Raw genomic sequence first — 17416 nt, forward strand, 5'->3', positions numbered from 1 at the left:
GGATCACTTCTTCGAGTAGTACTCGACGATGAGCTGCTCCTGGACCGGGAGGTCGATCTGCGCCCGGGTGGGGACCTGGTGGACCAGGACCCGCATCCGCTCGGGCAGCGCCTCGAGCCAGGCCGGGACGACGCGCTCGCCGTGGGTCTCGCGAGCCACGATGAAGGGCGTCATCTCCAGGGACTTCTCGCGCACGTCGATGATGTCGTGGGCGGTGACCTGGAACGACGGGATGTCGACCTTCTTGCCGTTCACCAGGAAGTGGCCGTGCGAGACCAGCTGGCGGGCGTGACGACGGGTCCGCGCGAAGCCGGCGCGGTAGACCACGTTGTCGAGGCGGCACTCGAGCATCTGGAGCAGGTTGTCACCCGTCTTGCCAGAGCGGCGCGAGGCCTCCTTGTAGTAGTTCAGGAACTGCTTCTCCATCACGCCGTAGGTGAAGCGGGCCTTCTGCTTCTCCTGCAGCTGCGAGCGGTACTCGCTCTCCTTGATGCGGGCACGGCCGTGCGCGCCGGGAGGGTAGGGGCGACGCTCGAACGAAGCGTCACCGCCGACGAGGTCCACGCCGAGACGGCGGGACTTCCGGGTCATGGGACCGGTGTAACGGGCCATCTCTCAAGTCTCCTGTTCTCGGGCGCGGGTCAGACGCGGCGGCGCTTGGGCGGGCGGCAGCCGTTGTGGGGCGTGGGCGTGACGTCCTGGATGGTGCCGACCTCGAGGCCGATCGCACCCAGCGAGCGGATCGCCGTCTCACGACCGGAGCCGGGGCCCTTGACGAAGACGTCGATCTTCTTCATGCCGTGCTCCATCGCCCGACGACCGGCCGCCTCGGCGGCCATCTGCGCGGCGAACGGGGTGGACTTGCGCGAGCCCTTGAAGCCGACGGTGCCGGCCGAGGCCCACGAGATCACCGCACCGGTGGGGTCGGTGATGGTGACGATGGTGTTGTTGAACGTGCTCTTGATGTGGGCTTCGCCCTGCGCGACGTTCTTCTTCTCCTTGCGGCGCACCTTCTTGGCGCCGGCCGCGGAGCGGCTCTTGGGAGGCATAGATGTACTCCTGGGTTAGCTGGTCGGTGAGTTCGAGATCGAAGTGCAGTGAGACGCCCGGGGGCGTGCGATCACTTGGACTTCTTCTTGCCGGCGACCGTGCGCTTGGGACCCTTGCGGGTGCGCGCGTTGGTCTTGGTGCGCTGACCGCGGACCGGGAGGCCCATGCGGTGACGGCGACCCTGGTAGCTGCCGATCTCGATCTTGCGACGGATGTCGGCCTGGACCTCGCGGCGGAGGTCACCCTCGATCTTGAAGTTGGCGTCGATGGCGTCGCGAAGCTTGACCAGCTCGTCGTCGCCGAGCTCGTGCACGCGAGTGTTCGGGTTGACCCCGGTCTCGGCGAGCAGCTGCTGGGCGGAGGTACGGCCGATGCCGTAGATGTAGGTGAGTGCGATCTCGATGCGCTTGTCGCGCGGGAGGTCCACACCAACGAGGCGTGCCATGTGATGGCCTTTCGGTGGTTCGCAGAGGTGTCGGTCGTGACGCGTCCCGTCCCTCGTCGGTCGGGCCCCGGCCTTCTGCTCCGGGGGTGGTTTCACCGCGGTGTGCGGCTAAGCGTTCACGTATGGAGGTTGTTCAGTTGTGCGCTGCACCGACCCGAGGGCCGGTGCCTGCTCAGCCCTGGCGCTGCTTGTGGCGGGGGTTGGAGCAGATGACCATGACGCGGCCGTGGCGACGGATCACCTGGCACTTGTCGCAGATGCGCTTGACGCTGGGCTTGACCTTCATGTCGAGGTCCTTTCGTGGCTCCCGCCGGGAACCGTCGGCTTCGCTTACTTGTAGCGGTAGACGATCCGACCTCGGGTGAGGTCGTACGGCGAGAGCTCCACCACCACGCGGTCCTCGGGGAGGATCCGGATGTAGTGCTGGCGCATCTTGCCGCTGATGTGGGCGAGAACCTTGTGCCCGTTGCTCAGCTCGACGCGGAACATGGCATTCGGCAGGGCTTCCACGACGGAGCCCTCGATCTCGATCACGCCTTCTTTCTTCGGCATGTCCTCCACAATCTGTTGTCTATCGTTTGCTGCACTGCCCCGACGGGTGCCGGAGCAGGTGGCCCGGGAACCTCCGGCGCCGAGGCGGACCTCGAGCCGGTGGACCTCGTGCGGTCGTCCCCTGGCCCCTCACCCGCACGCACGCGACCCTCTCTGACGAGGTGGTCGAGCACGGTGACGGGCAGCCGCGAGGCGCCACGAAACAGACCCACGTTGGGCCGACACGCCAGTTTAGACGCGCCCTGCTCGGGATCCCTAATCAGGACGCGAGCAGCCGCAGCGTCTGCTCGCGCGCGAGCGAGGTGGCCGGGTCGGTGCCGGCGTACGCCGACGCCACCGGGTGCACCATCACCTCGTCGACGCCGTGCTCGGCCGCGAGGTCGCGCACGCGCGCCCGGGCGGTCTCGGCGTCGCCGATCACCCAGCGTCGCGACATCGCCTCGACCAGCGACCGCTGCTCCTCGGGGATCTCGACCTCCTCGGCCTCCTCGACCAGGCGCTGCAGGCCCAGCGGCTGCCCGGTGCGCAGCGCCAGCATCATCTGCAGGTGCGGCAGCGCCAGGCGCTCGGCCTCCTCGGCGGTGGGGGCGACGGCGGCGTTGACGGTCAGGAAGGTGCGCGGGGCCTCGAGCACCTCCGAGGGCCGGAAGGTGTCGCGGTAGAGCGCCAGCGCCTCGGCGGTGCCCTGCCCGGAGAAGTGGTGCGCGAAGACGTAGGGCAGCCCACGCTCGGCGGCCAGTCGCGCGGAGTAGTCGGAGGAGCCGAGCAGCCACAGGCTGGCCACGCTCGCTGCGACCGGGGTCGCGCGCAACGGCTGGGTGCGGCCCTGGACCGCCACCCCGACACCCTCGGGAGCCATCATCGCCGCCACGTTGTCGACGTACTCGGGGAAGCGCGAGACGGCGTCGTCGCCCACTCCCCCGGCGCCGTGCCGTAGCGCGTACGACGTCACCGGGTCGGTGCCCGGCGCCCGGCCGATGCCCAGGTCGATGCGCCCGGGGAACGCGGCCTCCAGCAGGCTGAACTGCTCGGCCACCACCAGCGGGGCGTGGTTGGGCAGCATCACCCCGCCCGAGCCGACCCGCATCCGCGACGTGGCGCCGGCGATGAGCCCGATCAGGACCGGAGGGTTGGTGGCCGCCACGGCCGGCATGTTGTGGTGCTCGGCGACCCAGTAGCGGGTGGCGCCGACCTCGTCGGCGGTGCGGGCCAGGTCGAGGCTGGCCCGCACCGCGTCAGCGGACGTCTGGTCGGTGCGCACGGGCACCAGGTCGAGGACGGAGAGGTTCGGCGAAGTCACCTCTCAGGAGCGTCCGTCGACCCGTCGCTTATTCCGGACCGCCGAGGTCCCTCACTCGGCCGGGCGCGGCGCCGGCGGGGTGGAGTCGGTGGCCTCCACCTCGGTGCGCTCGTCCTTCTTGGTCTTGGCGAGGCTGGCCAGGGCCGTGATGGTCAGCGCGACCAGGATCACCGCGAGGCTCAGCAGGGTCGGCACCTCCCAGCCGATGATCTCGCTCTCGTGCAGGGCGTGGATCACCAGCTTGGCGCCGATCCAGGCCAGGATGAAGGACAGCCCCAGGGAGAGGTAGACCAGGCGCTCGAGCAGCCCGCCGATCAGGAAGTAGAGCTGGCGCAGGCCCATCAGCGCGAAGACGTTGGCGGTGAAGACCAGGTAGGGCTCCTGGGTGATGCCGAAGATCGCCGGGATCGAGTCGAGCGCGAACAGCACGTCGGTGAAGCCGAGCGCGATGATGACGATCAGCATCGGGGAGGCGAAGCGCACCCCGTTCTCGCGGTAGAAGAGCTTCAGGCCGTGCCACTGGTCGCCCACGTTGAGGTGGTTCTGGGCGAACTTCACGATGCGGGAGTCCTCGGGGTGCTCCTCCTCGTGCTTGCGGTAGGAGCGCACCAGGTTGACCGCGGTGTAGATGAGGAAGGCACCGAAGATGTAGAAGACCCAGCTGAAGTTCTGGATCAGCGCGTAGCCAACCGCGATGAAGATGCCGCGGAAGACCAGGGCCAGGATGATGCCCACCATCAGGGCCTCCTGCTGGTACTTGCGGGGCACCTTGAGGGCCGCCATCAGCACGATGAAGACGAAGAGGTTGTCGACCGAGAGGCTCTTCTCCACCACGAAGCCGGTGAAGTAGTCGACACCGTACTCCTGGCCGTGGAAGCCCCAGGTCCACACGCCGAACGCGAACGCCGCGGCCATGTAGAGGATGAACGCGACGGTGCTCTCGCGCATGGTCGGCTCGTGCGGGTTGCGCGAGATGATGATGACGTCGAAGAGCAGCACGGCACACGTGACGGTGATCGTGATGCCCCATTCGAGGGCGGAGACGTCCACAGGGTTCCTCCTGGGTCAAAGGGTTGGCGGCAGCGCCGAGGTCTCTCCCGCCGCTGCTGCGACCCACCGCCCCGGACCGGTCGAGGACCGGTCGTGCTGACGAGGCGGTGACGAAGGAATACTCCCCCCTGCGGGGGCCATCATCGCACGGGCGTGGTGGAGGACCCGCCTCGCCGGTGTCGTACGACGCTCAGCGCCCGCCGAAGGGCACGCCGAGCTCGCGCAGCTCGGCCTCGCCGCCGTCGAGGGCGGTCAGCACCCAGGTGCCGGTCTCGGTGAGGGTGAAGGTGTGCTCGTAGTGCGCCGACCAGGAGCCGTCGGTGGTGACCACGGTCCAGTCGTCCTCGAGCACCGCGGTGTCGTTGCCACCCAGGGTGATCATCGGCTCCACGGCCAGCGCCAGGCCCTCGACCAGGCGCGCACCGCGCCCGGGCTTGCCGTAGTTGGGCACGTCGGGGGGCAGGTGCATCTCGGTGCCGATGCCGTGCCCGACGTAGTCCTCGAGGATGCCGTAGGAGCCCTGCGAGCGCACGTGGCTCTCCACCGCGTGGGAGATGTCGGTGACCCGCCCGCCCGCGCGGGCCGCGGCGATGCCGCGCCACAGCGCCTCCTGGGTGGTGCGCATCAGCTCGCGCACCTCGTGGGGCACCTCCCCGACGGCCACCGTGAGCGCCGCGTCGCCGTGCCAGCCCTCGACGATGGCGCCGCAGTCGATCGAGACGACGTCGCCGTCGGCGAGCACCCGCCCGTCGGGGATGCCGTGCACGACCACGTCGTTGACCGAGGTGCAGATCGAGCCGGGGAACCCGTAGTAGCCCTTGAAGGATGGGGTGGCCCCGCGCGAGCGGATGCTGTCCTCCGCGATGGCGTCGAGCTCGGCGGTGGAGATGCCGGCACGCACCGAGCCGCGCAGCAGCTCGAGGGTCTCCCCCACCACCAGCCCGGCCCTGCGCATCAGGTCGACCTGCTCGGGGCTCTTGATCTCGAGCCCGCGGTCACGCAGTCCCATCGCGGGCGGCCCTCAGCCGCGCGGGGAGGAGTCGAGCGCCTCGAGCACGCGCCCGGTCACCTCGGCGACCTCGCCCATGCCGTCGACCTCGACCAGCAGCCCGCGCTCGCGGTAGACCTCGATGAGCGGCTCGGTCTGCTCGGCGTAGATCTCCTGGCGCCGGCGGATGACGTCCTCGGTGTCGTCGGCGCGGCCCTCGGTCTGCGCGCGCTGCAGCAGCCGCTGGACGATCTCGTCCATCTCGACCGTGAGGACGACGACGGCGTCGATGCGCTCCTGGCGCTCGCCCACCATGGCGTCGAGCTCCTCGACCTGGGCCAGGGTGCGCGGGTAGCCGTCGAGCAGGAACCCGCCCTTGGCGTCGTCCTCCGCGATCCGGTTGGCGACCATGGAGTTGGTGACCTCGTCGGGGACGTAGTCGCCCGCGTCCATGTAGCGCTGGGCCTCGAGGCCCAGGGGCGTGCCCTGGGAGACGTTGGCCCGGAAGATGTCGCCGGTGGAGATGGCGGGCACCGAGTAGTGCTCGGCCACGAACTTGGCCTGGGTGCCCTTGCCGGCCCCGGGGGGGCCCATCAGGATCAGCCTCAACGCAGGAATCCTTCGTAGTTGCGCTGCTGGAGCTGGCTCTCGATCTGCTTCACCGTGTCGAGTGCGACACCCACCATGATCAGGATGGAGGTGCCTCCGAACGGGAAGTTCTGGTTGGCGTCGATCAGGACCAGGGCGATCAGCGGGATGAGCGCGATCAGACCCAGGTAGAGAGCGCCCGGCAGCGTGATGCGGGACAGGACGTAGGACAGGTAGTCCTCGGTCGGCTTACCGGCCCGGATCCCGGGGATGAAGCCGCCGTACTTCTTCATGTTGTCGGCCACCTCGTGCGGGTTGAAGGTGATCGAGACGTAGAAGTAGGTGAAGAAGACGATCAGCGCGAAGTAGGTGATCATGTAGAGCGGGTGGTCACCGTTGACGAAGTAGCGGCTGACGAAGGTGATCCAGGTCGAGTCGCTGTTCTGGTTGAACTGCACCGCCATCGCGGGCAGGTAGAGCAGCGACGAGGCGAAGATGACCGGGATGATGCCGGCCTGGTTCACCTTGAGCGGGATGTAGGTGGAGGAGCCGCCGAACATCTTGCGCCCCACCATGCGGCGCGCGTACTGGACCGGGATCCGGCGCTGGGCCTGCTCGATGAAGATGACGGCCGCCACGATGACCAGGCCGATGGCCAGCACGACCCCGAAGAGCCACCAGCCCTGCGACTTCTGGACCTCCCAGAGCGCGGCCGGGAAGGTCGCGACGACCTGGCAGAAGATGAGGATCGACATGCCGTTGCCGACGCCGCGCTCGGTGATCAGCTCGCCGAGCCACATGATCACGGCGGTGCCGGCGGTCATGGTGATCACCATGACCAGGAAGGTCGAGGTGGAGTCGTCGTGCAGCAGCGGCAGGTTGCACTGCAGCAGGTTGCCCGAGCGCGCCAGGGCCACGATGCCGGTGGCCTGCAGGACCGAGAGGCCCAGGGTCAGGTAGCGCGTGTACTGCGTGATCTTGGTCTGCCCCGCCTGGCCCTCCTTCTTCAGCGCCTCGAGCCGTGGGATCACCACGACGAGCAGCTGCAGGATGATGCTGGCGGTGATGTAGGGCATGATCCCGAGCGCGAAGATCGTCAGCTGGAGCAGCGCTCCACCCGAGAACAGGTTCACCAGGCTGTACAGGCTCGCGTTCTCGCCCTGGGAGGCCAGGTCGATGCACTGCTGCACGTTGGCGACGTTCACCCCCGGTGCCGGGATCTGCGATCCGGCCCGGAAGATCACGATGATCATCAGGACGAACAGCAGCTTGCGCCGCAGGTCCGGCGTCCTGAAAGCGTTGGCGAAAGCGCCTAGCACGAGATCCTCTTTCTCCACACAGAATTGCGGCTCCCCGGGCACACCCAGGAAGCCTCGGGAAGCCTAACAGGCTGTCGGGGCCACGATGTCACGCTCCCTGGCGTGCGCGGGCACCGACACCGGCTACCGACGACGAAGGGCGCGGGAGGCCGCCTTGCGGCGGCGCTCTCCCGCGCCCTCATTGTGGTGTCGCCGAGACTCAGACCGTGGTGGTCGAGCCGCCGGCGGCCTCGATCTTCGAGACGGCCGAGGCCGAGAACGCCTGGGCGCTCACGTCGACCTTGACCGAGATGTCGCCCTGACCCAGCACCTTCACCGGGTGGCCGTCACGGACGGCCCCCTTGGCGACGAGGTCCTCGACGGTGACGGTGCCACCCTCGGGGAACAGCGTGCTGAGGCGGTCGAGGTTGACGACCTGGAACTCCACCTTGAACGGGTTCTTGAAGCCCTTGAGCTTCGGGAGCCGCATGTGGATGGGCATCTGGCCGCCCTCGAACGCGACCGGGACCTGGTACCGGGCCTTGGTGCCCTTGGTACCGCGACCCGCGGTCTTGCCCTTCGAGGCCTCACCGCGACCCACACGGGTCTTGGCGGTCTTGGCGCCCTTGGCCGGGCGCAGGTGGTGCAGCTTGAGCGTCGTCATGTCACTCGACCTCCTCGACGGTCACCAGGTGGCGAACCGTGTTGACCATGCCGCGGATCTCCGGGCGGTCCTCCTTGACGACCACGTCACCGATCCGCTTGAGACCGAGGGTGCGCAGCGTCTCGCGCTGGTTGGCCTTGAGGCCGACCAGGCCCTTCTTCTGCTGGACCTTGAGCTGTGCCATCAGGAGGACACCTCCTGCGACACACCCGCCGGCACCTCGGTGCGCGCCTTGAGCAGCGCCGCCGGGGCGACGTCCTCGACCGGCAGGCCGCGACGGGCGGCCACGGCCTCGGGCTGCTCGAGCATGCGCAGCGCCTCGACGGTGGCGTGCACGATGTTGATCTGGTTGGACGACCCGAGCGACTTGCTCAGGATGTCGTGGATGCCGGCGCACTCGAGCACCGCACGCACCGGGCCACCGGCGATCACACCGGTACCGGGCGCGGCCGGGCGGAGCATGACGACGCCAGCCGCCTTCTCCCCCTGGACCGGGTGCGGGATGGTGCCCTGGATGCGAGGGACGCGGAAGAAGTTCTTCTTCGCCTCCTCGACACCCTTGGCGATCGCCGCGGGCACCTCCTTGGCCTTGCCGTAGCCGACGCCGACCAGACCCTCACCGTCGCCGACGACCACGAGGGCGGTGAAGCTGAAGCGTCGACCACCCTTCACGACCTTGGCGACACGGTTGATCGCAACGACGCGCTCGATGTAGGCGGTCTTGTCCGCACCCTGGTTACCGCGACGGTCGTCGCGACCACGGCGCTCGCCACCACGCTGTCCGCGCTGGGCTCCGCTCATGAGACTTTCCTCTTCTCTATTGCTTGACGTGCGATCAGAAGGTCAGGCCGCCCGAGCGGGCGCCGTCCGCCAGGGCCGCGACGCGACCGTGGTACTTGTTGCCGGCGCGGTCGAAGACGACCTCGTCGACTCCGGCAGCCTTGGCGCGCTCGGCGACGAGCTCGCCGACCTTCTTCGCCTTGGCGGTCTTGTCGCCCTCGTCGCCCCGCAGGTCGCTCTCCATGGTGGAGGCGCTGGCCAGCGTCTTGCCGACCAGGTCGTCGACGACCTGGACGGAGATGTGCTTGGAGCTGCGGGTGACGACGAGACGCGGACGCTCGGCGGTGCCGTGCACCTTCTTGCGACCCCGCATCTGACGACGCAGGCGCGATCGGGTGCGCGTCGCAGTGTGCTTGTTGTTCGACAGCGAGATACCCATGGTCACTTACCAGCCTTTCCGACCTTGCGGCGGACCTGCTCGCCGGCGTAGCGCACGCCCTTGCCCTTGTAGGGCTCGGGCTTGCGCAGCTTGCGGATGTTGGCCGCGACCTCACCGACGAGCTGCTTGTCGATGCCCTGGACACCGAGCTTGGTGGGGCCCTCGACCGTGAACGTGATGCCCTGGGGGGCGTCGAAGATGATCGGGTGCGAGTACCCGAGCTGGAACTCCAGCTGGGTGGGGCCCTTGGAGAGGACGCGGTAACCCACGCCCACGATCTCGAGCTTCTTCTCGTAGCCGTCGGTGACACCGACGACCATGTTGTTGACCAACGTGCGGGTCAGCCCGTGCAACGAGCGCGACTCGCGCTCGTCGTCAGGACGCTTGACGTCGAGGACGCCGTCACCCTGCTCGACGGTGATCGGGCTCGCCACGGAGTGCGAGAGGGTGCCCTTGGGCCCCTTCACAGTCACCAGCGGACCATCGATCGCCACGTCGACACCGGACGGGACCGCGACGGGGAGCTTGCCAATGCGCGACATGCTGTAGTTCTCCTATCTCGGTCTCGTCGTCACCAGACGTAGGCGAGGACTTCCCCACCCACGCCCTTCTGGTTTGCCTGGCGGTCGGTCAGCAGGCCCTGGCTCGTCGAGATGATCGCGACGCCCAGTCCGCCGAGCACCTTCGGGAGACCCGTGTGCTTGGCGTAGACCCGCAGGCCCGGCTTGCTGATGCGGCGAACGCCCGCGATGGAGCGCTCCCGGTTGCGGCCGTACTTGAGCGTGATGGTCAGCGTCTTGCCGACCTCACCCTCGGCCGGCTCGGCGACGTCGAAGGAGGTGATGTACCCCTCCTGCTTGAGGATCTCGGCGACGCCCTGCTTGAGCTTGCTGTAAGGCATGGTCACAGCGTCGTGGTACGCCTGGTTGGCGTTGCGCAGACGGGTCAGCATGTCTGCGATCGGGTCAGTCATCGTCATGGCCGTGAGGCCCTTTCTCCACCGTGGTATCGCCCCTGCATCTCAGGGGCGACCTGCAGCGATCGTGTGTAGATGGAACGGGAGGTCTGGTTCACCAGCTGGACTTGGTCACGCCGGGCAGCTCGCCACGGTGCGCCATCTCCCGCAGGCAGATGCGGCACAGGCCGAACTTGCGGTACACGGCCTTGGGACGGCCGCAGCGCTGGCAACGGGTGTAGCCACGCACCGCGAACTTCGGCTTGCGAGCAGCCTTGACCTTCAGGGCGGTCTTCGCCATGTCAGTTCTCCTTGAACGGGAAGCCGAGCTGCTTGAGCAGCGCGCGGCCCTGGTCGTCAGTGGTGGCCGTGGTGACCACGGTGATGTCCATGCCGCGCGAGCGGTCGATCTTGTCCTGGTCGATCTCGTGGAACATGACCTGCTCGGTCAGACCGAAGGTGTAGTTGCCGCGACCGTCGAACTGGCCGGGGTTGAGCCCCCGGAAGTCGCGGATGCGGGGCAGCGCCAGGGTCAGCAGGCGGTCCAGGAACTCCCACATGCGGTCGCCGCGCAGCGTGACGTGCGCACCGATCGGCATGCCCTCGCGCAGCTTGAACTGCGCGATGGACTTGCGGGCCTTGGTCACGGTCGGCTTCTGGCCGGTGATCGCGGTGAGGTCCTTGACCGCACCCTCGATCAGCTTCGAGTCGCGCGCGGCCTCGCCGACGCCCATGTTGACCACAATCTTGGTCAGGCCGGGCACCTGCATGACGTTCGCGATCTCGAACTCCGCCTTGAGCGCGGGGAGGATCTCCTCGCGGTAGCGGGTCTTGAAGCGCGGCGGGACCTTCGCCGAGATCTCCGGCGCGTCGGTGGTCTGGGTCTCAGTCATCTCAGATCTCCTTGCCGGACTTGCGCGAGATGCGGACGCTGCGCTCGGCCTCGTAGGTCGAGCCGTCGGGGCGGCGCTTGGTGACCTGGTCACGGCGGAAGCCGATCCGGGTCGTGCCGTCGCCCTCGACGAGCATCACGTTGGAGACGTGGATGGGGGCCTCGGCCGTGATGATGCCGCCGGTGTTGCCGGCGCGACCACCCTGGTTGACGACCTTGGTGTGGCGCTTGATGCGGTTCACACCCTCGACGATCACCCGCTGCTCCTCACGGAGCACCTGGATGACCTTGCCCTCGGCACCCTTGTCCTTGCCGGCGATCACCTTCACGGTGTCGCCCTTCTTGATGTTCACACTCTTCGCCATGGCTCAGAGCACCTCCGGGGCGAGCGAGATGATCTTCATGAACTTCTTCTCACGAAGCTCACGACCGACGGGGCCGAAGATGCGCGTACCGCGCGGCTCGCCATCGGTCTTGAGGATCACTGCCGCGTTCTCGTCGAAGCGGATGTAGGACCCGTCGGCCCGGCGGCGCTCCTTGACGGTGCGCACGATGACGGCCTTGACGACGTCACCCTTCTTCACGTTGCCGCCGGGGATCGCGTCCTTGACGGTGGCGACGATGGTGTCGCCGATACCGGCGTAGCGCCGACCCGAGCCGCCGAGAACACGGATGCAGAGGATCTCCTTCGCACCGGTGTTGTCGGCGACCTTGAGTCGCGACTCCTGCTGAATCATCGATTTCTCCTGGTTGTCGTGCCGGTTCTCGGCGTCTCAGGGACGGCGAGCCTGGCCGAACTGGTGGGGTTGTTCTCTCGCGCGGGGCGAGGGGTCACTTGGCGCGCTCGAGGATCTCGACCACGCGCCAGCGCTTGGTCGCCGACAGCGGACGGGTCTCCATGATGAGGACCCGGTCGCCGGTGCCGCACTCGTTCTGCTCGTCGTGCGCCTTGAGCTTGCTGGTCTTGCGCAGCACCTTGCCGTAGAGGGCGTGCTTGACGCGGTCCTCGACGGAGACGACCACGGTCTTGTCCATCTTGTCGCTGACGACGAGACCCTCGCGGACCTTGCGGTCGTTGCGCGGGGTGCCGTTGTCGACTGCCTGCTCGCTCATGCGGCACCGTCCTCGTTCTCGTCGCTGCCCGGAGCGGTCCGGATGCCGAGCTCGCGCTCACGCACCACGGTGTAGATCCGGGCGATGTCCTTCTTGACCGTCCGCAGACGACCGTGGCTCTCCAGCTGGCCGGTGGCCGCCTGGAACCGGAGGTTGAAGAGCTCCTCCTTGGCCTCGCGCAGACGTGCCTCGAGGTCGACGTCGTTCATCTCGTCGAGCTCGTGGGCCTTGACACCGTTGGCCATCAGAATTCACCCGCCTCTCGCGAGATGAACCGGCACTTCATGGGGAGCTTGTGCATCGCGCGGCGCATGGCCTCGCGAGCGACGTCCTCAGAGACACCGGAAAGTTCGAACATGACGCGGCCGGGCTTGACGTTCGCCACCCACCACTCGGGGGAGCCCTTACCCGAACCCATGCGGGTCTCGGCAGGCTTCTTGGTCAGCGGGCGGTCGGGGTAGATGTTGATCCACACCTTGCCGCCTCGCTTGATGTGACGGGTCATGGCGATACGAGCCGACTCGATCTGTCGGTTCGTGACGTAGTGACCCTCCACCGCCTGGATACCGAAGTCACCGAAGGCGAGCTGCGTGCCGCCCTTGGCCATGCCGGTGCGCTTGGGGTGGTGCTGCTTGCGGTGCTTGACGCGACGGGGCATCAACATTTTCTCAGGCCTCCGATCCGGCCGTGGACTCAGCGGGGGTGCTCGCGGGAGCAGCAGCCTGCGCCGGCGCGTCGGCGGCGGGGGCCGAGCCCTCGCGGTCCGAACGCGTCGGGCGGTCGCCGCGCGAACCGCGGCTGGGGCGCTCGCCACCGCGCTGGGGGCGGTTGCCGCCGCGGCCGGGGACACCGGCGCGGGCAGCGGCCTGGGCCTGGCGCTCGGCACGCGAGCCGGACACCTCACCCTTGTAGATCCAGACCTTCACGCCGATGCGGCCGAAGGTGGTCTTGGCCTCGTAGAAGCCGTAGTCGATGTCGGCACGCAGGGTGTGCAGGGGCACGCGGCCCTCGCGGTAGAACTCCGTGCGCGACATCTCGGCGCCGTTGAGGCGGCCCGAGCACTGGATCCGGATGCCCTTGGCACCCGAGCGCATCGTCGTCTGCATCGCCTTGCGCATCGCGCGGCGGAACTGCACACGACCGGCGAGCTGCTCGGCGACACCCTGGGCGACCAGCTGCGCGTCGACCTCGGGGCTCTTGACCTCGAGGATGTTCAGCTGCACCTGCTTGCCGGTGAGCTTCTCGAGCTCGCCGCGGATGCGGTCGGCCTCGGCGCCACGGCGACCGATGACGATGCCGGGACGCGCGGTGTGGATGTCCACACGGACGCGGTCACGGGTGCGCTCGATCTCGACCTTGGCGATGCCGGCCCGCTCCATGCCCTTGCTGAGCAGCTTGCGGATGGCGACGTCCTCGCCGACGTAGGACTTGTACAGCTTGTCGGCGTACCAGCGCGACTTGTGGTCGGTGCTGATACCCAGACGGAAGCCGTTGGGGTTGATCTTCTGTCCCATCAGGCACTCTTTCCGTTCTTCGGGCCGCGCTTGGTGGCCTTGGCGGCCACGACGTCGGCGGGCTGGACGGCCAGGGTGATGTGGCTGGTGCGCTTGTTGATGCGCGTCGCCCGACCCTGGGCCCGGGGGCGCCAGCGCTTCATCGTGGGACCCTCGTCGACCATCGCGACGGAGACGACGAGGTCGGCAGCGGCCAGGCCCTCGGTGGTCTCGGCGTTGGCGATGGCGCTCTCGAGGACCTTGTAGACGGTCTGCGCCGCGGCCTGGGGCGCGAACTTCAGCAGCGCCAGGGCCTCGTCGACGGCCATGCCGCGGACCATGTCCACGACGCGACGCGCCTTCATCGGCGTGATCCGCGTGAAGCGGGCGGTCGCGAAGGCTCCCGGCTGGTCGCCGAGAAGCGTCTCGCGGCGGGCACTCGTGCGCATGCGCTCGGTGGTGCTCATCGGCGACGTCCCTTCCGGTCTTCCTTGACGTGCCCGCGGTAGGTGCGGGTCGGGGCGAACTCGCCCAGCTTGTGACCGACCATCGAGTCGGTGACGAAGACCGGGACGTGCTTGCGACCGTCGTGCACGGCGATCGTGTGACCGATCATGTCCGGCACGATCATCGACCGGCGCGACCAGGTCTTGATGACGTTGTGGGTGCCCTTCTCGTTCTCCGCGTCCACCTTCTTCTGCAGGTGGCCGTCGATGAAGGGGCCCTTCTTCAGGCTGCGAGGCATGTCGTTTACTTCCTACCCTTGCCGGACTTGCGGCGACGGATGATCTGGGAGTCGGAGGCCTTGCGCTTGCGCGTGCGGCCCTCGGGCTTGCCCCAGGGGGACACCGGGTGACGTCCACCGGACGTCTTGCCCTCGCCACCACCGTGCGGGTGGTCGACCGGGTTCATGACCACACCGCGCACGGTCGGGCGCTTGCCCTTCCAGCGCATGCGGCCGGCCTTGCCCCAGTTGATGTTCGACTGCTCGGCGTTGCCGACCTCGCCGAGGGTCGCGCGGCAGCGCACGTCGACGAAGCGCATCTCGCCCGAGGGCATGCGCAGCGTGGCGCGCGAGCCCTCGCGGGCGACGAGCTGGGCGGAGTTGCCGGCCGAGCGGGCGATCTTGGCGCCGCCGCCGGGTCGCATCTCCACGCAGTGGATGGTCGAACCGACCGGGATGTTGCGCAGCGGCAGGTTGTTGCCGGTCTTGATGTCAGCGCCGGTGCCCGACTCGATCACGGTGCCCTGCGCCAGGCCACGAGGAGCGATGATGTAGCGCTTCTCGCCGTCGGCGTAGTGCAGCAGCGCGATGCGCGCGGTGCGGTTGGGGTCGTACTCGATGTGAGCGACCTTCGCGGGGACGCCGTCCTTGTCGTAGCGACGGAAGTCGATGATCCGGTAGGCGCGCTTGTGACCGCCACCCTGGTGCCGGGTGGTGATCCGGCCCTGGTTGTTGCGGCCGCCCTTCTTGGGCAGCGGCACCGTCAGCGACTTCTCCGGCGTCGTGCGAGTGATCTCGACGAAGTCGGCGACCGACGAGCCGCGACGGCCCGGCGTTGTCGGCTTGTACTTGCGGATAGCCATGTGTGTTCAGTCCTCGTGTCGTCAGGCCCGGTCAGGAGACCGGACCTCCGAAGATGTCGATGCGGTGACCCTCGGCGAGGCTGACGATGGCGCGCTTGGTGTCCTTGCGCTTGCCCAGCCCGTTGCGCGTGCGACGGGTCTTGCCGGGGCGGTTCAGCGTGTTCACCGAGGTGACCTTGACGTTGAAGATCTTCTCGACGGCGATCTTGATCTCGGTCTTGTTGGCGTCGGGCCGCACCACGAACGTGTACTTGTTCGTGTCGAGAAGGCTGTAGCTCTTCTCCGAGACGACCGGCGCGAGCAGCACGTCGCGGTGGTCCTTGTGCAGGGTGCTCACTTGGAGGCCTCCTTGGTCGACGTGGCGGTGCCGGCGACGAGCGCGTCGTACGCGCCCTTGCTGAACACGATGTCGTCGGCCGCGAGCACGTCGTAGGTGTTGAGCTGGTCGACGGCCACGAGGTGGACCTCGGGCGCGTTGCGCAGCGAGAGCCAGGTCAGCGTGTCGGTGCGCTCGAGCACGACGAGGAACTTGGTGCGCACGGTGAGCTCGGCCAGCGAGGCCAGCGCGGCCTTGGTGGCGGGCTTGTCACCGGTGACCAGCGACTCGACGACGTGGATGCGGTCGTGGCGCGCCCGGTCGGAGAGGGCACCGCGCAGGGCGGCGACCTTCATCTTCTTGGGGGTGCGCTGGTCGTAGCTGCGCGGCTGCGGGCCGTGCACGGTGCCACCACCGGCGAACTGCGGAGCGCGGGTCGAGCCCTGGCGGGCGCGGCCGGTGCCCTTCTGCTTGTAGGGCTTGCGGCCACCGCCGCGAACCTCGCCGCGGGTCTTGGTGGCGTGCGTGCCCTGACGGGCGGCGGCCTGCTGCGCGACGACGACCTGGTGGATCAACGGGACGTTGACCTTGGCGTCGAAGATGTCGGCGGGCAGGTCGACCTTGACGGTCTTGACAGCCATGCTCAGGCCTCCTGGATGTTCTTGGCGGCCGAACGCAGCACCACGAGACCACCCTTGGGGCCGGGGACGGCGCCCTTCAGCAGGATCAGGCCCTTGTCGGTGTCGACGGCGTGCACGGTGATGTTCTGGGTGGTGACGGTGTCGTTACCCATGCGACCGGCCATCCGCTGACCACGGAACACACGACCCGGCGTGGCGCAGGCGCCGATCGAGCCGGGCTTGCGGTGGTTGCGGTGGGCACCGTGCGAGGCGGAGACGCCGGCGAAGCCGTGACGCTTCATGACGCCGGCGAAGCCCTTGCCCTTGCTGGTGCCCGTCACGTCGATCTCCTCGCCAGCGGCGAAGGTGTCGACCGCGAGCTCCTGGCCCACGGTGTAGCCGGAGGCCGCAGAGGTGCGGAGCTCGACGAGGTGGCGGCGCGGGGTGAGACCCGCCTTGGCGAAGTGACCGGCGCTGGGCTTGTTCACCTTGCGGCCCTCGATCTCGCCGTACCCGATCTGGACGGCGTTGTAGCCGTCGACCTCGGGGGTGCGGACCTGGGTGACCACGTTGGTGCTCGCAGCGATCACGGTCACGGGGACGACGCGGTTGTTCTCGTCCCACAGCTGGGTCATGCCGAGCTTGGTGCCCAGCAGCCCCTTCATGTTGTGTTCGATCGTCATGTCCTCGGACCTCAGAGCTTGATCTCGATGTCGACACCGGCCGGAAGGTCGAGACGCATCAGCGAGTCGACGGTCTTCGGGGTGGGGTCGATGATGTCGATGAGGCGCTTGTGGGTGCGCATCTCGAAGTGCTCGCGGGAATCCTTGTACTTGTGGGGCGAGCGGATGACGCAGTACACGTTCTTCTCGGTCGGCAGCGGCACCGGGCCGGCGACCTTGGCACCCGTGCGGGTGACCGTGTCCACGATCTTGCGCGCCGAGGTGTCGATCACCTCGTGGTCATAGGCCTTGAGCCTGATGCGGATCTTCTGTCCCGCCATAGGTCTCTCTCGTCCTTACTTCTCATCTGCCGCGTGCGTGTCCGGGACGTCCTCGGGCTTGAGTCGGTCCCCCCAGCTGCTCTTCATCCTCCAGCCGACCCCCGCGGTCGGGCGTGTCGCGGGCCGGACGCTGAGTCCGGGCGCAACACAGGACCGGGTCCTGCCTGCTGGTCGTGACCGGATGACGCCCGACGGTTCGTCAGGCTGATCGGGTCTCCCCCCTGCTGTGCAGCAGGAGCGGTGCGGCTGCACGCCGGACACCGAAGTCACGAACCATCATGTG

The 17416-nt window shown here is 68.1% G+C and carries 31 protein-coding genes; all 31 read right to left on the reverse strand.

Features of this window, described 5'->3' with window-relative positions; genetic code table 11:
• Positions 1-3 precede the first annotated feature (3 nt).
• Positions 4-612, reverse strand: a complete 609-nt coding sequence (gene rpsD, locus OCU29_RS07495; protein ID WP_179614221.1) for a 30S ribosomal protein S4 — start codon at positions 610-612, stop codon at positions 4-6.
• A gap of 29 nt (positions 613-641) precedes the next feature.
• Complete coding sequence (gene rpsK, locus OCU29_RS07500) at positions 642-1049, reverse strand: 30S ribosomal protein S11 (RefSeq protein WP_179531991.1); 408 nt, start codon at positions 1047-1049, stop codon at positions 642-644.
• 71 nt (positions 1050-1120) lie between these two features.
• The gene (rpsM, locus tag OCU29_RS07505; RefSeq protein ID WP_179614222.1) at positions 1121-1495 is read right to left on the reverse strand and encodes a 30S ribosomal protein S13; all 375 of its coding nucleotides are present in this window, start codon (positions 1493-1495) and stop codon (positions 1121-1123) included.
• Between the two features lie 172 nt (positions 1496-1667).
• Complete coding sequence (rpmJ, locus tag OCU29_RS07510) at positions 1668-1781, reverse strand: 50S ribosomal protein L36 (RefSeq protein WP_179614223.1); 114 nt, start codon at positions 1779-1781, stop codon at positions 1668-1670.
• Positions 1782-1825: 44 nt separating this feature from the next.
• Entirely contained in the window at positions 1826-2047 is a 222-nt protein-coding gene (infA, locus tag OCU29_RS07515; protein WP_068114187.1) for a translation initiation factor IF-1, read from the reverse strand.
• A 259-nt stretch (positions 2048-2306) separates the two neighbouring features.
• On the reverse strand, positions 2307-3347 hold the full coding sequence (locus tag OCU29_RS07520; protein WP_261819429.1) for an LLM class flavin-dependent oxidoreductase: 1041 nt from the start codon (positions 3345-3347) through the stop codon (positions 2307-2309).
• A gap of 51 nt (positions 3348-3398) precedes the next feature.
• On the reverse strand, positions 3399-4397 hold the full coding sequence (locus tag OCU29_RS07525) for a TerC family protein (protein ID WP_261819430.1): 999 nt from the start codon (positions 4395-4397) through the stop codon (positions 3399-3401).
• 190 nt (positions 4398-4587) lie between these two features.
• A complete protein-coding gene (map, locus tag OCU29_RS07530; RefSeq protein ID WP_261819431.1) occupies positions 4588-5406 on the reverse strand; it encodes a type I methionyl aminopeptidase in 819 nt (272 codons plus the stop codon).
• Between the two features lie 12 nt (positions 5407-5418).
• Positions 5419-5994: an adenylate kinase gene (locus OCU29_RS07535; RefSeq protein WP_261819432.1), complete on the reverse strand. Its 576-nt coding sequence runs from the start codon at positions 5992-5994 to the stop codon at positions 5419-5421.
• On the reverse strand, positions 5991-7292 hold the full coding sequence (secY, locus tag OCU29_RS07540; RefSeq protein WP_179614228.1) for a preprotein translocase subunit SecY: 1302 nt from the start codon (positions 7290-7292) through the stop codon (positions 5991-5993). The genes OCU29_RS07535 and secY overlap by 4 nt, the downstream gene beginning before the upstream one ends.
• A 199-nt stretch (positions 7293-7491) precedes the next feature.
• Positions 7492-7935, reverse strand: coding sequence for a 50S ribosomal protein L15 (gene rplO, locus OCU29_RS07545; protein WP_179614229.1), 444 nt, complete (start codon positions 7933-7935; stop codon positions 7492-7494).
• A gap of 1 nt (position 7936) precedes the next feature.
• Positions 7937-8119, reverse strand: coding sequence for a 50S ribosomal protein L30 (rpmD, locus tag OCU29_RS07550; protein WP_179614230.1), 183 nt, complete (start codon positions 8117-8119; stop codon positions 7937-7939).
• A complete protein-coding gene (rpsE, locus tag OCU29_RS07555) occupies positions 8119-8736 on the reverse strand; it encodes a 30S ribosomal protein S5 (RefSeq protein WP_179614231.1) in 618 nt (205 codons plus the stop codon). Before rpsE ends, rpmD begins: the two co-directional genes overlap by 1 nt.
• A gap of 34 nt (positions 8737-8770) precedes the next feature.
• Positions 8771-9154, reverse strand: coding sequence for a 50S ribosomal protein L18 (gene rplR / locus OCU29_RS07560; RefSeq protein WP_179614232.1), 384 nt, complete (start codon positions 9152-9154; stop codon positions 8771-8773).
• A gap of 2 nt (positions 9155-9156) precedes the next feature.
• On the reverse strand, positions 9157-9696 hold the full coding sequence (rplF, locus tag OCU29_RS07565; protein ID WP_179614233.1) for a 50S ribosomal protein L6: 540 nt from the start codon (positions 9694-9696) through the stop codon (positions 9157-9159).
• A gap of 29 nt (positions 9697-9725) precedes the next feature.
• Entirely contained in the window at positions 9726-10133 is a 408-nt protein-coding gene (gene rpsH, locus OCU29_RS07570; protein ID WP_179614234.1) for a 30S ribosomal protein S8, read from the reverse strand.
• A 91-nt stretch (positions 10134-10224) separates the two neighbouring features.
• The gene (locus OCU29_RS07575) at positions 10225-10410 is read right to left on the reverse strand and encodes a type Z 30S ribosomal protein S14 (protein ID WP_011757321.1); all 186 of its coding nucleotides are present in this window, start codon (positions 10408-10410) and stop codon (positions 10225-10227) included.
• Between the two features lies 1 nt (position 10411).
• Positions 10412-11002 carry a 50S ribosomal protein L5 gene (rplE, locus tag OCU29_RS07580; protein WP_204797247.1) on the reverse strand — a complete coding sequence of 197 codons (591 nt, stop codon included), beginning with the start codon at positions 11000-11002 and terminating at the stop codon, positions 10412-10414.
• 1 nt (position 11003) lies between these two features.
• Complete coding sequence (gene rplX / locus OCU29_RS07585) at positions 11004-11354, reverse strand: 50S ribosomal protein L24 (protein ID WP_179617158.1); 351 nt, start codon at positions 11352-11354, stop codon at positions 11004-11006.
• 15 nt (positions 11355-11369) lie between these two features.
• Complete coding sequence (gene rplN / locus OCU29_RS07590; protein WP_068105909.1) at positions 11370-11738, reverse strand: 50S ribosomal protein L14; 369 nt, start codon at positions 11736-11738, stop codon at positions 11370-11372.
• Between the two features lie 94 nt (positions 11739-11832).
• Positions 11833-12114, reverse strand: coding sequence for a 30S ribosomal protein S17 (rpsQ, locus tag OCU29_RS07595; protein WP_179614235.1), 282 nt, complete (start codon positions 12112-12114; stop codon positions 11833-11835).
• Entirely contained in the window at positions 12111-12359 is a 249-nt protein-coding gene (rpmC, locus tag OCU29_RS07600) for a 50S ribosomal protein L29 (protein WP_068105914.1), read from the reverse strand. The genes rpsQ and rpmC overlap by 4 nt, the downstream gene beginning before the upstream one ends.
• Positions 12359-12778: a 50S ribosomal protein L16 gene (gene rplP, locus OCU29_RS07605; RefSeq protein ID WP_179614236.1), complete on the reverse strand. Its 420-nt coding sequence runs from the start codon at positions 12776-12778 to the stop codon at positions 12359-12361. Before rplP ends, rpmC begins: the two co-directional genes overlap by 1 nt.
• A 4-nt stretch (positions 12779-12782) precedes the next feature.
• Positions 12783-13628 carry a 30S ribosomal protein S3 gene (gene rpsC, locus OCU29_RS07610; RefSeq protein ID WP_179614237.1) on the reverse strand — a complete coding sequence of 282 codons (846 nt, stop codon included), beginning with the start codon at positions 13626-13628 and terminating at the stop codon, positions 12783-12785.
• Entirely contained in the window at positions 13628-14074 is a 447-nt protein-coding gene (rplV, locus tag OCU29_RS07615) for a 50S ribosomal protein L22 (protein WP_179614238.1), read from the reverse strand. Before rplV ends, rpsC begins: the two co-directional genes overlap by 1 nt.
• The gene (gene rpsS / locus OCU29_RS07620) at positions 14071-14352 is read right to left on the reverse strand and encodes a 30S ribosomal protein S19 (protein WP_179614239.1); all 282 of its coding nucleotides are present in this window, start codon (positions 14350-14352) and stop codon (positions 14071-14073) included. Before rpsS ends, rplV begins: the two co-directional genes overlap by 4 nt.
• Before the next feature lie 5 nt (positions 14353-14357).
• Complete coding sequence (gene rplB / locus OCU29_RS07625; protein ID WP_179614240.1) at positions 14358-15194, reverse strand: 50S ribosomal protein L2; 837 nt, start codon at positions 15192-15194, stop codon at positions 14358-14360.
• A 31-nt stretch (positions 15195-15225) separates the two neighbouring features.
• Positions 15226-15531 (reverse strand): 50S ribosomal protein L23, encoded by a 306-nt coding sequence (gene rplW / locus OCU29_RS07630; protein ID WP_179614241.1) that lies wholly within the window; start codon positions 15529-15531, stop codon positions 15226-15228.
• The gene (rplD, locus tag OCU29_RS07635) at positions 15528-16151 is read right to left on the reverse strand and encodes a 50S ribosomal protein L4 (protein WP_179614242.1); all 624 of its coding nucleotides are present in this window, start codon (positions 16149-16151) and stop codon (positions 15528-15530) included. Before rplD ends, rplW begins: the two co-directional genes overlap by 4 nt.
• Before the next feature lie 2 nt (positions 16152-16153).
• Positions 16154-16813 carry a 50S ribosomal protein L3 gene (rplC, locus tag OCU29_RS07640; protein ID WP_179614243.1) on the reverse strand — a complete coding sequence of 220 codons (660 nt, stop codon included), beginning with the start codon at positions 16811-16813 and terminating at the stop codon, positions 16154-16156.
• Between the two features lie 11 nt (positions 16814-16824).
• On the reverse strand, positions 16825-17133 hold the full coding sequence (gene rpsJ, locus OCU29_RS07645; protein WP_008360994.1) for a 30S ribosomal protein S10: 309 nt from the start codon (positions 17131-17133) through the stop codon (positions 16825-16827).
• Positions 17134-17416: the final 283 nt, after the last annotated feature.

Source organism: Nocardioides sp. OK12 (assembly GCF_024341885.1).
GTDB classification, from domain to species: domain Bacteria; phylum Actinomycetota; class Actinomycetes; order Propionibacteriales; family Nocardioidaceae; genus Nocardioides; species Nocardioides marinisabuli.

Bases quoted from the DNA above. Each gene is read 5' to 3' on its own strand.
- rpsD (WP_179614221.1), bottom strand. From the start codon at position 612: ATGGCCCGTTACACCGGTCCCATGACCCGGAAGTCCCGCCGTCTCGGC.
- rpsK (WP_179531991.1), bottom strand. From the start codon at position 1,049: ATGCCTCCCAAGAGCCGCTCCGCGGCCGGCGCCAAGAAGGTGCGCCGC.
- rpsM (WP_179614222.1), bottom strand. From the start codon at position 1,495: ATGGCACGCCTCGTTGGTGTGGACCTCCCGCGCGACAAGCGCATCGAG.
- rpmJ (WP_179614223.1), bottom strand. From the start codon at position 1,781: ATGAAGGTCAAGCCCAGCGTCAAGCGCATCTGCGACAAGTGCCAGGTG.
- infA (WP_068114187.1), bottom strand. From the start codon at position 2,047: ATGCCGAAGAAAGAAGGCGTGATCGAGATCGAGGGCTCCGTCGTGGAA.
- map (WP_261819431.1), bottom strand. From the start codon at position 5,406: ATGGGACTGCGTGACCGCGGGCTCGAGATCAAGAGCCCCGAGCAGGTC.
- rplO (WP_179614229.1), bottom strand. From the start codon at position 7,935: ATGACGACGCTCAAGCTGCACCACCTGCGCCCGGCCAAGGGCGCCAAG.
- rpmD (WP_179614230.1), bottom strand. From the start codon at position 8,119: ATGGCACAGCTCAAGGTCCAGCAGAAGAAGGGCCTGGTCGGCCTCAAG.
- rpsE (WP_179614231.1), bottom strand. From the start codon at position 8,736: ATGAGCGGAGCCCAGCGCGGACAGCGTGGTGGCGAGCGCCGTGGTCGC.
- rplR (WP_179614232.1), bottom strand. From the start codon at position 9,154: ATGGGTATCTCGCTGTCGAACAACAAGCACACTGCGACGCGCACCCGA.
- rplF (WP_179614233.1), bottom strand. From the start codon at position 9,696: ATGTCGCGCATTGGCAAGCTCCCCGTCGCGGTCCCGTCCGGTGTCGAC.
- rpsH (WP_179614234.1), bottom strand. From the start codon at position 10,133: ATGACGATGACTGACCCGATCGCAGACATGCTGACCCGTCTGCGCAAC.
- OCU29_RS07575 (WP_011757321.1), bottom strand. From the start codon at position 10,410: ATGGCGAAGACCGCCCTGAAGGTCAAGGCTGCTCGCAAGCCGAAGTTC.
- rplE (WP_204797247.1), bottom strand. From the start codon at position 11,002: ATGACTGAGACCCAGACCACCGACGCGCCGGAGATCTCGGCGAAGGTC.
- rplN (WP_068105909.1), bottom strand. From the start codon at position 11,738: ATGATTCAGCAGGAGTCGCGACTCAAGGTCGCCGACAACACCGGTGCG.
- rpsQ (WP_179614235.1), bottom strand. From the start codon at position 12,114: ATGAGCGAGCAGGCAGTCGACAACGGCACCCCGCGCAACGACCGCAAG.
- rpmC (WP_068105914.1), bottom strand. From the start codon at position 12,359: ATGGCCAACGGTGTCAAGGCCCACGAGCTCGACGAGATGAACGACGTC.
- rplP (WP_179614236.1), bottom strand. From the start codon at position 12,778: ATGTTGATGCCCCGTCGCGTCAAGCACCGCAAGCAGCACCACCCCAAG.
- rpsC (WP_179614237.1), bottom strand. From the start codon at position 13,628: ATGGGACAGAAGATCAACCCCAACGGCTTCCGTCTGGGTATCAGCACC.
- rplV (WP_179614238.1), bottom strand. From the start codon at position 14,074: ATGAGCACCACCGAGCGCATGCGCACGAGTGCCCGCCGCGAGACGCTT.
- rpsS (WP_179614239.1), bottom strand. From the start codon at position 14,352: ATGCCTCGCAGCCTGAAGAAGGGCCCCTTCATCGACGGCCACCTGCAG.
- rplB (WP_179614240.1), bottom strand. From the start codon at position 15,194: ATGGCTATCCGCAAGTACAAGCCGACAACGCCGGGCCGTCGCGGCTCG.
- rplD (WP_179614242.1), bottom strand. From the start codon at position 16,151: ATGGCTGTCAAGACCGTCAAGGTCGACCTGCCCGCCGACATCTTCGAC.
- rplC (WP_179614243.1), bottom strand. From the start codon at position 16,813: ATGACGATCGAACACAACATGAAGGGGCTGCTGGGCACCAAGCTCGGC.
- rpsJ (WP_008360994.1), bottom strand. From the start codon at position 17,133: ATGGCGGGACAGAAGATCCGCATCAGGCTCAAGGCCTATGACCACGAG.